This window comes from Streptomyces sp. NPDC046303 (assembly GCF_055588085.1).
Genome location: NZ_JBVJFA010000038.1, coordinates 46184 through 59200, shown reverse-complemented (window position 1 = coordinate 59200; position 13017 = coordinate 46184). Strand labels below are relative to the sequence as shown.

The window sequence follows — 13017 nt, the reverse complement described above, 5'->3', positions numbered from 1 at the left end:
CTCGCTGCCCACGGCGGCCTCGAAGGCCTCCTTGTCCTCCCAGTGCGCGATGTAGATGAAGACGTTCGGCTCACTGAGATTGCGCAGGGTGCGGCCTCCGACGTGCTTGGCCGTACCGGCCAGGTACGCCGTCACCGGCTCCTTCGCGGCCAGGAACTCGTTGACGTCACCGAGCACGGTCATCTTGTTGATGAAGGACAGCATGGGTTTCTCCTCGAATCAGGGGCGTAGCGGCAGGAATCGGAAACGCGGATCAGGCGGCAGCGGCCTCGGCGTAGGTGCCGTCCTCCTGCAGGCGCTCGCCCTCCGGGAGGGTCGTCCACAGGGCCGGCTCGGGCTTGGCGAGCGCGACGAGCGGGGCCACGAGGGCGCGGAACTCGGCGCTGGCCACGACGGCCTGGTGGGCGGCGTGGTCGTCCCAGTGGGCGATCTCGATGAAGACGTTGGGCTCGTCGAGGTTGCGCAGGGTGCGGTTGCCGACGTGACCGGGCTGGGCGCTCATGAAGGCCGTGAGCGGCTCCTTGGCGGCCAGGAACTCGTTGACGTCGCCGAACACGGTCAGCTTGTTGATGAAGGTCACCATGGTGGTCTCTCCTCGGATCGGGGGGCGGCGGGCAGGGGGACGGAGACGGCGATCAGGCGTAGGTGCCGTCCGCCTGGAGGCGCTCGCCGTCGGGGAGCGTGGTCCAGGTGCCCGGCTCGGACTTGACGAGCGCGGCCAGCGGCGCGGCCAGAGCGCTGTACTCCTCGCTGCCCACGGCGGCCTCGAAGGCCTCCTTGTCCTCCCAGTGCGCGATGTAGATGAAGACGTTCGGCTCACTGAGATTGCGCAGGGTGCGGCCGCCCACGTGCTTGGCCGTACCGGCCAGGTACGCCGTCACCGGCTCCTTCGCGGCCAGGAACTCATTGACGTCACCGAGCACGGTCATCTTGTTGATGAAGGACAGCATGGGTTTCTCCTCAAATCAGGGGCATAGCGACAGGAAACGGAAACGCGGATCAGGCGGCAGCGGCCTCGGCGGCGGCCCGTTCGTGGAGGGTGCGGCGCAGGCCGCGGCGCTCCGGCTTGCCGACGGGCGTGCGCGGAACGGAGTCGATGACCTCGACGCGGCGGATCTGCTCGAAGGGCGCGAGCCGCTCGTTGGCCCGCACCACGATCGAGTCGACGAGGTCGAGCAGTCCCGGTGCGGTCGGCTCGCGCAGCACGATCCCCGCCCACACCAGGGCCCCGTGGACGGGGTCGGGCCAGCCGACGACCACGCAGTCGGCGACGCGGGGGTCGTCAGCGAGGATCCGCTCGACGGCGGTCGGGGAGACGAGTTCGTTGTCGTACTTGAAGACGTCGCCGAGCCGGTCCACCAGGAACAGCACCCCGTCGGGGGTGATGTAGCCGACGTCGCCGGTGGAGAACCAGCCGTCGGCGTCCAGGTGCCCCGGGCCGTCGTCGCCGAGGTATCCGGTCATCACCTGCGGTCCGCGGATCTGGACCTCGCCGGTGCTGTACACGTCGACCGGCTCGCGGGAGCCGAGGTCGACGACCCGGCACTGGGTCCCGGCCACGGGGGCACCGACCGAGCCGGTCAGCGGGTGCGCGGGGTCCTGGCTGTGGGCGAGCGGGGAGAGTTCGGCCATCCCGTAGCCCTGGACGACGGGCACGCCGAGCCAGTCCTGGAGCTGCCGTGCGGCGGCGGGGGCCAGGGCGGTGCCGCCGGACAGGACGGCCTGCAGCCGCAGCCCGGCGGGCGGGGCGGGCCGCTCGGCGCCGTCCTGCCCGCCGGCGCGAACGGCGGCGGCGAGCTGGTGCAGGCGGGCCGGCAGTCCGTAGAAGTGCGTGGCTCCGGTGCGGGCGGCCAGCTCGAGCGCGGCCGTGGGCGCCGGGTCGGCGCACAGCACCTGGCGGGCTCCCGCGTAGATCGCCGAGTTGAGGTGCATGACGTGGAAGAGCGGCAGGTGGTTCAGGGTCACGCTGTCGCTGCCGAGGCCGTGCGCGTGGGCGGTCTGGGCGGCGTTGGCCACCAGGTTGCGGTGGCTGAGGCGGACTCCGCGGGGCAGGCCCGTGGTGCCCGTCGTGAACTGGATGCAGGCGTCGGCGGACAGGTCGGCGCTGCCGGCGCTGCCGGGGCCGGGGCTGACGGTGCCGTCTGTGCCGCGGCCGTGCGCGGCGGTGGGACGGCCCTCGGGCACCCGGTCCAGGGCCACGGCCAGCGGCACGGTGTCCGCGGGCACCACCCCGTCGGGCGCGTCGGTCACGACGACCTCGGCGAGGGCGGGCAGCCGTTCGCGCGCCTTGACGAGGAGTTCGGCCGTCGCCGTCGGGACCAGCGCCAGCTCCACCCCGGCCGTGGCGCAGACGTGCACCAGCCCGGCCTCCTTGATCAGCGGGTTGACCAGGACGACCGTGTTGCCGCTGCGGACGGTGCCGTAGTACGCGGCGGCGAAGTCCGCGTCCAGGACGTTGGCGACTCCGACGCGGGCGCCGCGGCGGCCGAGCCGCTGCTCCAGGTAGGCCGCGTACCGGTCGGCCCGGTCGTCGAGCTCCGCGAAGGTGACCGCGCCCGAGGCCGCGGTGATGGCGCAGCCGCCGGGGTCGCGGACGGCGGCCCGGCGCAGCAGGGCGTCCAGCGGGAGTTCGGGATACGTGAATCGCGGCACGGCTTTCCTCACTGGTCGGGCGGCTGACGGTCGGATCGGGCCGGGCCGGGCGGCCGGCGGCGGGGCGGCCGGGGGCCGGCGGCGGGGGCCGGAGGGGCGGCTCCCTGCGGGAGGGTCGGGTACCACCGTCCGCATTGCTGCTCGAAGGAGCTTCGAAGCGTGCTCAAGCCGCGCCACAGGACGCGTCGCGATGGTTGTCGCGCGGTGATCGGAATCGACGACCGCCACGCGTGCGATGGACGGGCGCTCGAGAAATCGGGTCGTGGCCCGCGGCCCGCCCTACTGTTCGCGTGACCTCGCACTGCCCGGACACCCGCCGGGGGTGCCGCCCGCCCCGCCCGCCGGGCCGGGCGGCGGCGAGCCTCACGGCGCTGATCGCCGAGGAGGCGTTGAACCGATGGTGACGACGGTACTGATGGATGAGGCCGGGGCCCCGGCCCCGCTGACGGCGGACGCCGATCCCGAGCACAGACCCAGACCCGAGCCGGAGCCGGACGCCCTCCCGCGGCTGCCCCGTCCGCCCGGCCTCGGCCCGCTGCGCTTCGCGGCCTCACCGAGCCAGGAGGCGCTCTGGGCCGGACTCCCGCACCGGACCCGCCCCCCGGTGGTGACGGGCACGCTGCGGCTGACGGGACAACTGGACGCCCAGGCCCTGGCGGCCGCCTGGCGGGCCGTCGCCGGCCGGCACGAGATCCTGCGCAGCCACTACCGCGTGCACGACGGCCGGCTGACCCAGGTCGTCGCGGCGCCGGACGAACTGCCCGTACCCGTCTCACTGGCGGAGGTCCGGCCCTCGCAGGTGCCCGCGGCCGTCGCCGCGGAACGCGAGCGTGCGTTCGATCCGGCGCGCGAACCGCTGGCCCGGCTGCGGCTGCTGCGCCAGGGCCCGGGCGACCACGTGGCCGTCTTCGTCCTGCACGAGCTGATCGCCGACTCCCCCGCGCTCGGCGTGCTCGTCGCGGACCTCGCGGCCGCCTACCGCGGTGTGCCGGCGGACCGCCCGGCCGCCCAGTACGCCGACCTCGCCGCCTGGCAGCAGCAGCGCGCGGCGCAAGGACGCGTCGACGAGAGCACCGAGTACTGGCTGCGCCGGCTCAACGGCGCGGAACCGGCCGTCCTGCCCTGGGACCTGAGCGCGCCCGGTGCGCCCGGGCGCACCCCGGGCCCCGGGCGGGCCCTGTCCTTCCCGCTGCCGCAGGAGCTGTCCGCGAAGATCTCGGAGGCCGCGCGCCGGCACCGGACCGGCGTGCAGGTGGTGGGCCTGGCCGCGTTCCAGCTGCTGCTGGCCTGCTGGTCGGGCCAGCGGGACATCACCGTCCGCGGGCCGGTCCCCGAACGCGGGCGGGGCGGGGAGCAGCGCATGCTGGGCCCACTGTCCCACGCGGTGGCGCTGCGGGCCGATCTGACGGGCGCGCCCTCCTTCGGCGAGGTCGTCGACCAGGTACGGCTCGCCAGCGCATGGGACTTCGCGCACCACGAGGTGCCGCTGGAGCCGGTCGCCGCGCAGTTGCGCCGGCCGCGGCTGGTGGAGCAGCTGGGCGAGGTGCAGTTCGGCGCCGGACCGGCCGCCGGCGGGCCCCGGTGGGGCTCCGCCTCCTGGGGCGGCCGGCTGCGCGCCGAGCCGTTCACGTCCGCTCCCGCCCCGGCGGCCCGTCCCCTGACCCTGCTGCTGCGGCACGACGAGCGCGCCGCGCACTGCGTGTTCACGTACGACCCGTCCGTGTTCTCCGAGGCCCGCATCCGCCAGCTGCGCGCCGACTACTTCGGGCTGCTCGGCGATGTCGCCGACCACCCCAAGGCCCGCTTCCGCTGAGCCCGGGCGGCCGGGGCCGCTGTGCCGTCAGCCCGGCCGGTGCGCCGCCGACGCGGTGAACAGATCGGTGCGCACCGCCACCGGATCGGTCCCGAACGCGACCTTGCGCGTGATCTTCCCCCCGATGGGGGTGCGCGTGACCAGCCCGGCGGCGCGGGCCAGCGCGAACCGGGCGAACGCCCCGTCCGCCCCGAACATCGCGCGCGCCTGCATCCGCTGCATCCGGTGGACGGCCGCGGCCGCCGCCGCCCGGCGGCGGGCGTACGGCTGCAGGTCCGCCGCCGTGACCGCGCCCCGGCCCAGCGCCTCCACGAGCACCGGGTGCAGGGCGGCGGCGTCCTGAAGGGCGAGGTTGATGCCCTGGGCGCCGATCGGGCCGTGCGTGTGCGCGCTGTCCCCGATCAGGACGAGGCCGTCGCGGGTCCACTCCTCGGCGTGCGAGGCGAAGACGTCGAGCAGGGTGAGCTGGTTCAGCGAGGTCAGCTGCTCGTGCAGCAGGTCCGCGAACTGCGGGAGCGCCCGCGCCAGTTCGCCGCGGATCTCCTCGATGCCGCGGCCCGGCCGGCTCCATCCGCCGTGCGGCAGGGTCCAGCCGATCCGCAGCCGGTCGGGGTGGCTGTCCTGGACCAGGACGGCGCTTCCGGCGGCCCGGTGCACGCGGACCTTCCCGGTGGCCCGGCCGGGCGCGTGCAGCGAGAACCACACCACGTCGTGGGCGAAGGAGTCGGACCGGCCGGCCCCGATCCCGGCCAGCGCCCGGGTCTTGGAGAACCGGCCGTCCGCGCCGACCACGGCCAGGGCGCGCACGGTGACGGGCTCCCGGTCGGGGCCCCGCGCGACGACCCCGGTGCACGGGCTGCCGGGCCGCGTCTCCAGCAGGGCCGACACCCGGTGGCCCTCCAGGTGCGTGAAGCCGGGCAGCTCCCGGCAGGCGTCCAGGAGTTCGGCCAGCAGGTGCGGCTGGGGAAGGGCCAGCAGGTGGTCGTACGGGGCGGGCAGCCGCCCGTAGTCGATGTCGAGCAGCACCCGGCCCTGGTCCAGTACCTGGAAGCCGGTCAGGGCGAGCGAGCCGCGGGCCCGCGCCGCCCCCAGGACGCCCAGCGCGTCGAGGATCCGCTGGCCGCCCGGCTGAAGGACCTCTCCGTGGAACTCCCGGCGCAGGGCCGTGGAACGCTCGATCAGCGTCACGCGGACGCCGGAGCGCAGCAGCATGAGGGTCAGTGCCAGCCCGGCGGGCCCGGCGCCGACGACGCACACGTCGGTCCCGGTCTCGGCGGCGGTGGCCGCGGGGCACGGATCGGGGTGGTCCATGGGGTGTCCCTCCGTCGTGGGTCGGTCCGGTCGCTCCGGGCGGTCCGGTCAGGCGGTCTCCGGCCGGGTCAGCACGAGCGCGCTCTGGAACCCGCCGAATCCGCTGCCGAGGGCCAGCACCGCGCTCGTGTGCTGGTGACGGGCGGTCCCGGGCACGTAGTCGAGGTCGCATTCCGGGTCGGGCACCCGCAGGTGTGCGGTGGGCGGCACCGTTCCGTACTCGATCGCGAGGGCCCCGGCGGCGGCCTGGAAGGCACCGATCGCGCCGAGGGGATATCCGGTCATCGAGGCGATCGCGCTGACGGGCACGTGGCGGGCGTGCCGGCCGAGCGCGCGCTTGACGGCCGCGGTCTCGTGCCGGTCGCTCTGCCGGGTGCCCGAGCCGTGCGCGCTGACGTACTCCACGGCGGACGGGTCCAGGCGGGCCTCGTCGAGCGCGGCGCCGATGGCCGCGGCCAGCTCCGCACCGTCGGGGCTGAGCCCCGTCATGTGCTGGGCGGCGGCCCGGCTCGCGTAGCCGGAGAGCTCCGCGTACACCCGGGCGCCGCGCCGGCGGGCCCGCTCCCGCTCCTCCAGGACCAGGACGGCGGCGCCCTCGCCGAGCACGAACCCGTCCCGGGTCCGGTCGAAGGGCCGGGCTGCGCTCGAGGGCTCGGCGTTGCGCCGCGAGGTGATGCGGACGGTGTCGCAGCAGGCCATGACGACGGGCGAGACCGGAGCCTCGGCCGCTCCGGCGAGCACCACGTCGGCGCTGCCCTCGCGGATCAGCTCGGCCGCGTGGCCCAGCGAGTCCAGGCCTGCCGTGCAGCCTCCGGCGACGAACGAGACGGGTCCCTGCGCCCCCGCGTCCCTTGCCACTTCGGCGGCCAGCGAACCGGGTACGAAGTAGTCGTACAGCTGGGGCACCGCCCGGGTGTGGTCGACCAGCCAGCGGGCGCCGACGTGGCTGGCCACGGCGTACTCCAGGCTCAGCTCGGAGGCGCAGCCCAGGGCGCTGCCCAGCGCGACCCCGGTGCGCAGCGGGTCGAGGGTCGCAGCCGCCCCGCTGTCGGCGAGCGCCTCGCGGGCGCCGGCCAGCGCGAACTGCGTCACGCGGGCGAGGTCGGCGGCCTGCGCCGCGCTCAGCCCGTGCTCCCGGGGGTCGAAGTCGATCTCTGCGGCGACGCGCGAGCGCAACGGCCGCGCGTCGAAGGAGGTGACCGCGCGGGTGGCGGAGCGCCCGGCGGTCAGCATCGACCAGAAGCCCTTGGTGCCGCCACCGCCCGGGGCGACCACCCCGATACCGGTGATGACCACGCGTTTCAACGCCCGGACCGCCCCACCGTCCGGCAGACCTGCCCGAGCAGTCTCGGCAGTTCACCGTCGCGTACGAAGAAGTGTCCGCCGGGCACGGTGCGCGCCTCGAAGCCCGCGGTCGTCCACGTGCTCCAGCCCTGGAGCACTTCGGGCGGGCCCACCGGGTCCTCGCTGCCGGCGACGGCCAGCAGCGGGACGGGCACCGGGCCGCCGGCGACGGGGTCCAGGGCGGCGGCGCGCAGCGAGGCGGCCAGCCGCAGGTCGTCGCGGAGCACGGGGAAGACGAAGCGGTGCCACACGCCGGGTTCGATGCCGGCGGGCACGCCGTCGAAGCTCTCCAGGATGCGCATCAGTTCGTCGTCGGGGGCGTCGGCGGCGAAGGCCGCCCCCGCGAACACGTCGGGCGGCGGGACGGCGCCTATCACCAGCAGTTCGGGCAGCGGCAGTCCCGCGTCGTCCAGCGCGCGCGTGAGCGTGTAGGCGATCAGCCCGCCGAGGCTGTGCCCGTACAGGACGTACGGGCCGGGCGGCTGCTCCTTGAACAGTTCGCGCAGGTCCTCCAGGAGCGCCTCGCGGGTGGTCACCCGCGCCTCGCGGCGGCGCCCGTCGCGGCCCGGAAGCAGCTGGGGCTCGGGGGTCACTCCGGGGCCGAGCAGTTCGCTCCAGCGGTGGAAGGCCGAGGTCCCGGCTCCCGCGTGCGCGAAGCACACCAGCCGCACGTCCTGTTCCCGTGCCATGCCCCGTCCTTCCTCGCCCACCGTATCCACCCCACCCTGACCAGCCCCGCTCGAGGGAGGCTCGAGCACCTCCCGGATCCGGGTCACGCCCCCGCGGACCGCGGCCTTCGGCCACCGTCCGCGGTCCACTGCCGTGACCGGAAGGTCCTGCCGGGGCGCGGCCCCGGCACCGCACCAGCCGTCCCCGTGCCGCCTGTCAGGCCGCGTACAGGTCGAACGTGGAACCGCGGCGCGGTCCGGCCGGCACGTCGAGCGCCGGATCCACCGTCAGCATCGCCTGGTGCAGGCGCTGCAGCTGCGGCGAGGGTTCCACGCCGAGGTCCTCGATGAGGCGCATCCGCAGCTTGCGGTAGACGTCGAGCGCGGTGGCCTGCCGGCCCGAGCGGTAGAGCGCCACCATCGCCTGCGAGTGCAGGCCCTCGTGCTGCGGGTGGCGGGCGATCAGCTCGGAGAGTTCGGCGATGAGTTCGGTGTGCCGGCCGAGCCGCAGGTCCACGTCGATGCGCCGCTCGACGGTCACCAGCCGGCTCTCCTCCAGGCGCATGACCTCGATCTCGAGGATCGGCCCGACGCGTACGTCGACCAGCGCCGGTCCCTGCCACAGGGCCAGCGCCTGCCGCAGCTTGGCGGCGGTGCGCTCGTCGTCGCCCTCCTCGAAGGCGCTCTGCCCGTCGGCCACCAGCCGCTCGTACTCGTGGACGTCCACGCTCTCCGGGGCGATCTGGAGCAGGTATCCGCCGTGCCGCGTGGCCAGCACCTCCTTGGCGCCGCCCGGGTCGCCCGGTCCCATGGCCGTACCGAGCCGCCTGCGCAGCTGGAGTATGTAGGTCTGCAGGGTGGTGAGCGCGCTCTGCGGCAGGTCGGTGCCCCACACCTCCTCCATCAGGGTCGGTACGGGCATCACCCGCCCCGGGTAGAGCGCGAGCAGCGCCAGAATCTGGCGCGGCTTGCCGGCCGTCGGAACAATCGAGCCCCCGTTGACTTCGGCACTCAACGGACCCAGAACCTGAATCTTCACGGTTTCCTCCGCACGTCGTCGAGTTCCCATCGATTTCAAGCCTTCGACTGAGGCACAGTAGCGGGACCCAGGGCAACACCCCCCAATTTCTTGAGCGTCTGTCGACCACACCTCCAACTTCGGCGTTTGCGCACTTCAGTCAAACTGTTAGATTCCCTTGCGGGATGACTGCCGGAACGTAATTCAACGACCGTCCGTACAGGTCTTTTCCGCGATTCCCACGGATCGCCGGGAGGAGTGACCGATGGAATGGGACGTACATCAGAGCGACGGCCTGGACTTCCGCGTCCTGGGTCCCGTGGAGGTGCACGACCCCCGGTCGGGCACCTCGATCGCGCCGTCCGGCGCCAAGCAGCGCGCCCTCCTCTCCGCCCTGGTCGTCCGGGCCGGGGAGGTGCTCTCCACCGACCGGCTCATCGACGAGCTGTGGGGGGACCGCCCGCCCGCGGGCGCGGCCAACGCGCTCCAGGCCCATGTGGCCCGGCTGCGCCGGCTGCTGGCGCCCGCCGCCCCGCCCGGTCCCGGCCCTGGTGATCCCGACCGGGCCCTGATCACCACGCACCCGCTCGGCTACCTGCTGCGGCTCGGCTCGGCCCGTACGGACGCCCAGCGCTTCCACCGGCTCTCCGCCCAGGGCCGGGCGGCGGTCGTGGCCGATCCCGCGCACGCCGCCGAACTGCTGCACCGGGCCCTGGAGCTGTGGCGCGGACCCGCCCTGGAGGGCAGCGGACGGGGCCAGATCTGCGCACGGGAGGCGGAGCGGCTCGAGGAGAGCCGGCTGACCGCCCTGGAGACGTACCACGAGGCGAAGCTGCGCGGCGGACGGCACGAGGAGGTCACCGGGGAGCTGGAGCGGCTCACGGCGGCCCACCCCACCCGGGAGCGCTTCTACGACCTGCTGATGCTCGCCCTGTACCGGTGCGGCCGCCGGTCCGAGGCCCTGGGCGTGTACGAGCGGGCCCGGCAGCGGCTGCTCGGCGAGATCGGCGTCGGGCCCGGGCCGGCCCTGCGGGACCGGATGGAGTCGATCCTGCTGCGGGAGCCGGGCCTGGACCGCACCGGACCGCCCCCGGCCGGCCCGCTCCCGGCCGCGGCGCTCCCGGCCGCGGCGCTCCCGGATTCGGCGCTCCCGGATTCGGCGCTCCCGGATTCGGCGGTACTGGACCTGGGCGGGGAAATCGCCCGCCTCCGGGCCCGCATCGACGCCATCGGCCGCGAACAGGAAGAACTCGTACGCCGTTTCACCCTCCTGTCCGAAGGCGTCCGGGAGGCGTCGCCCGTCACCTGACCGCATCGGAGCGGCAGCCGCATAACCGGGGATCCGGCTCGAGACATTCTCCAGCACCATTCCAGCGGCAGCGGATATCCGCGGGGCCGGAGATATTTCGTGAACGGGACGGACGAATTCGCGCACGCATCACACTCCGGCGAGTTCCGGCAGCACCAGGCGGCGCGGTGCGGCGCGCCCCCACGGAAATCCGTGGTGCAGGTGGACCGCCGGTGGCCGGGCGGCGTCGACCTCCACCGCCACCGCCGCCAGCACCTCGGGCACCGGCTCGACCTCGAGGAAACGCCAGCGCCTCGCCGAGTCGTCGGCGGGCGGCCGGAAGGCGAGCACGCCCTGGTCCTCGGCCAGGGTGAAGGCGAAGGAGTCGAAGGGCAGGGCGAGTCCCAGGCCGCGGGCCTTGGAGTAGGCCTCCTTCAGCGTCCACAGGCGCAGGGCGCGCCGGTCGCGGGGCCGCCCCGGGGCGGCGCGGGCGATCCACTCCTGCTCCTGGGGGGAGAACGTCGCGATGATGTTCTCCAGGCCGCGCTCGCCCCGGTCCAGCCGCTCGACGTCCACGCCGATGCGGTGCTCCCGGGACACGCCCATCAGGTTGTACGCGTGGGCGTGCGAGAGGTTGAAGTCCAGCGTGTCGGCGCCGCGCGGCAGTCCTCCGGCGGGCAGCTGGAGGAACGGCCGCCCGCGCGAGGAGCGCCAGATGATCGCCTCGGCCTCGGGGATGCCGGTCTCCAGCGCCAGCACCCGGCGCACCAGGGCGTGGGCGACGAGGTACTGGCGGCGGTCGCGTTCGAAGAGGAAGCGCCCGGCGATCTCCTGTTCGTGCTCGTCCAGCCAGTACGAGGCCAGGGTGGCCGCGATCCCGGGGGCGAGGTCCTCGTTGGGACAGAACCACAGGTTGACCGGGCCCGGTCTGCTCTCGTCCGGCGCGGGGGGCCCGGCGGACGGCCCGGCGGACCCGGCAGGCCCCGAAGTCAGCGTGGTCATGCCCGTTCCTCCTCGCCGCCCAGCCACGCCGGGGTGCGCAGGAACGCGGACGCGGGCAGCGGCACGGCCACGGCGCCCGCCCCGTGGGCCCGCTCCAGCCCGGCCCAGTCGACGTCCAGACCGGCCAGCCACAGGCTCCTGACCTGGTGCAGGCGCCCGGCCCGCCACAGCGCGGCGAGGTAGTCGGCCGTCTCGGGCACGGCGCCCATGTCCAGCATGTCGGCGCCGCCGTCCCGCAGGTCGGCGTACGGACCGCCTTCGGCCCCGAACCGCTCCAGGGCCGCCGCGAGCTCCGCGCGGTCGCCGACGACGGCCGCGAACCGGCAGTCCATCGCGGCGCGGCCGGTGCGCAGGGCGCGGGCGAGCACGCCCAGCGCCGGCACCGGGCCCGCGCCGCCCAGCAGCTCCGCGAACCGGCGTACGGTGGCGGCGAGATGGGCCGGGGTGGGCGCGGAGAGCACGAACAGCTCGGCTCCCCCGGCGGCCGCCGCGGTGTCGGCGGACGCCTCGCCACCGGCGGGCGCGTCGGCACCGGCCGTGGGGAGGTACTCCTCCAGGATCACGTGCGCGGCGGAGCCGCCGGCCCCGTGCGCCCCGACGGAGGCCCTGCGCGGCGCCGGCTCCCCGCCCTCCCAGGTCTGCGCCTCGGCCCTGCCCGGACCGGGCACCAGCACCCGGTGGCTGAGCTGGAGCACGGCCCGGGTCAGCGCGGCCGCCCCGGTCACGGCCCCGGCCGCGCCCACGAACGCCCGTACGGAGTCGGTGTCCTCGTGGACGGCGACGGTGGAGGCGTCGACCCCGGCCGCCCGCAGCGCGGCACGGACCACCCGCCGGCCGTCAGCCCGGTCGTCACTCCCGTCACCGCTATCACGGCCGTCGCCGTCGGCGGCGGTCCGGGACCCGCGGCCGGGTCCGGCGGCCGACGGGCCCGGCGCGGTGTGGCCGACGGCGCTCCCGCGGATCACGCAGTGGACGGTGTCCCCGTCGGCCAGGGCCCGCTCCAGGGGCTTGAGCAGCAGCGCGCCGACGCCTTCGCCCGCGCCGGGACGGCGGCTGGAGGGGTGCAGCAGCAGTTGGACGCCGCCCACGAGCGCCGCGGCGCACTCTCCGGCGCGCAGGGCGGCCGCCGCCAGGTGGAGGGCGACGAGCACGGAGGACTCCGCGGAGTCGACCGACTGGCTGGGGCCGGTGAGGCCGGCCAGGGCCGAGAACCGGTTGGGCAGGCTCCAGTGACCGCCGCGGGGCAGTCGCACGGGCCGCTCGCGCGTCCAGGTCCGGGCCGCGAGCAGTGCGTAGTCCGCGGTCCCGGCGCAGGTGAACACGCCGACGCTGCGCGGGGTCCCGTCCGCGGCCGTGAGCGCGTCCAGGCGGCCGCCGGTGCATCCGGCGTCCTCGAGGGCTTCCCATGCCGTCTCCAGGAACAGCCGTTCCTGAGGGTCCATCAGGGCCGCCTCGGACGGCTCGATCCCGAAGAACTCGGCGTCGAAGTCCTGGACGCGCTCGAGGTAGTGGCCCCGCTCGTCGCCGGGCCGGCCGGACGGCGGCGCTCCGGCGCTGCCGTGCCCCTCGCGCGCCTGCCGCCAGAACGAGGCGAGGTCGGGCGCGCCCGGGTAGCGTCCGGCCATCCCGACCACGGCGATCCGCTCGGTGGGGGACGGCCCTCGCGGCGCCCGCTCCCGCGCGGTGTCCGGCCGCGGGAAGGCCACGGGCAGCGGAACCGTGCCGCCGGCGCCGAGGCCCGTTCCGGTCCCCACGCCGGCCCCGGTGCCGGTCCCGATCCCGGTCCCGATCCCATTGCCCGTACCGCCTCGGGTACGCGGGCCGGGCGCGCCGGCGCCGGTCAGCAGCGCGGCCGCCTGGGCCCGGTCCAGATGACCGTTCTTGAACCGGGTCAGGACTTCCTTCTCGTCCATCTGGACGC

General features: G+C 75.2%; 12 protein-coding genes. 2 read left to right on the top strand and 10 right to left on the bottom strand.

What is annotated here, in order from left to right; translation table 11 throughout:
- The 4 genes from ACZ6I1_RS29920 to ACZ6I1_RS29905 all read right to left on the bottom strand — a co-directional run.
- Positions 1-204: antibiotic biosynthesis monooxygenase family protein (locus ACZ6I1_RS29920; protein ID WP_469292021.1), on the bottom strand; the 204-nt coding region annotated here is incomplete at its 3' end.
- A gap of 49 nt (positions 205-253) precedes the next feature.
- Positions 254-583 (bottom strand): antibiotic biosynthesis monooxygenase family protein, encoded by a 330-nt coding sequence (locus ACZ6I1_RS29915; protein WP_469292020.1) that lies wholly within the window; start codon positions 581-583, stop codon positions 254-256.
- Between the two features lie 52 nt (positions 584-635).
- On the bottom strand, positions 636-950 hold the full coding sequence (locus ACZ6I1_RS29910; RefSeq protein WP_469292019.1) for an antibiotic biosynthesis monooxygenase family protein: 315 nt from the start codon (positions 948-950) through the stop codon (positions 636-638).
- 49 nt (positions 951-999) lie between these two features.
- Positions 1000-2652: a class I adenylate-forming enzyme family protein gene (locus ACZ6I1_RS29905; protein ID WP_469292018.1), complete on the bottom strand. Its 1653-nt coding sequence runs from the start codon at positions 2650-2652 to the stop codon at positions 1000-1002.
- 397 nt (positions 2653-3049) lie between these two features.
- Between ACZ6I1_RS29905 and ACZ6I1_RS29900 the strand changes: the two genes are divergently transcribed.
- On the top strand, positions 3050-4465 hold the full coding sequence (locus ACZ6I1_RS29900) for a condensation domain-containing protein (RefSeq protein WP_469292017.1): 1416 nt from the start codon (positions 3050-3052) through the stop codon (positions 4463-4465).
- A gap of 27 nt (positions 4466-4492) precedes the next feature.
- On the opposite strand, the gene ACZ6I1_RS29895 is transcribed toward ACZ6I1_RS29900, so the two are convergent.
- The 4 genes from ACZ6I1_RS29895 to ACZ6I1_RS29880 form a co-directional block, all read right to left on the bottom strand.
- Complete coding sequence (locus ACZ6I1_RS29895) at positions 4493-5776, bottom strand: FAD-dependent monooxygenase (RefSeq protein ID WP_469292016.1); 1284 nt, start codon at positions 5774-5776, stop codon at positions 4493-4495.
- 48 nt (positions 5777-5824) lie between these two features.
- Positions 5825-7081: a beta-ketoacyl-[acyl-carrier-protein] synthase family protein gene (locus ACZ6I1_RS29890; protein WP_469292015.1), complete on the bottom strand. Its 1257-nt coding sequence runs from the start codon at positions 7079-7081 to the stop codon at positions 5825-5827.
- Entirely contained in the window at positions 7078-7809 is a 732-nt protein-coding gene (locus tag ACZ6I1_RS29885) for a thioesterase II family protein (protein WP_469292014.1), read from the bottom strand. Before ACZ6I1_RS29885 ends, ACZ6I1_RS29890 begins: the two co-directional genes overlap by 4 nt.
- Before the next feature lie 196 nt (positions 7810-8005).
- Complete coding sequence (locus ACZ6I1_RS29880) at positions 8006-8827, bottom strand: AfsR/SARP family transcriptional regulator (RefSeq protein WP_469292013.1); 822 nt, start codon at positions 8825-8827, stop codon at positions 8006-8008.
- Between the two features lie 244 nt (positions 8828-9071).
- Between ACZ6I1_RS29880 and ACZ6I1_RS29875 the strand changes: the two genes are divergently transcribed.
- Complete coding sequence (locus tag ACZ6I1_RS29875; protein WP_469292012.1) at positions 9072-10115, top strand: AfsR/SARP family transcriptional regulator; 1044 nt, start codon at positions 9072-9074, stop codon at positions 10113-10115.
- Positions 10116-10244: 129 nt separating this feature from the next.
- On the opposite strand, the gene ACZ6I1_RS29870 is transcribed toward ACZ6I1_RS29875, so the two are convergent.
- Complete coding sequence (locus ACZ6I1_RS29870) at positions 10245-11096, bottom strand: 4'-phosphopantetheinyl transferase family protein (protein WP_469292011.1); 852 nt, start codon at positions 11094-11096, stop codon at positions 10245-10247.
- On the bottom strand, positions 11093-13009 hold the full coding sequence (locus tag ACZ6I1_RS29865) for a beta-ketoacyl [acyl carrier protein] synthase domain-containing protein (protein ID WP_469292010.1): 1917 nt from the start codon (positions 13007-13009) through the stop codon (positions 11093-11095). Before ACZ6I1_RS29865 ends, ACZ6I1_RS29870 begins: the two co-directional genes overlap by 4 nt.
- Between the last annotated feature and the right edge of the window lie 8 nt (positions 13010-13017).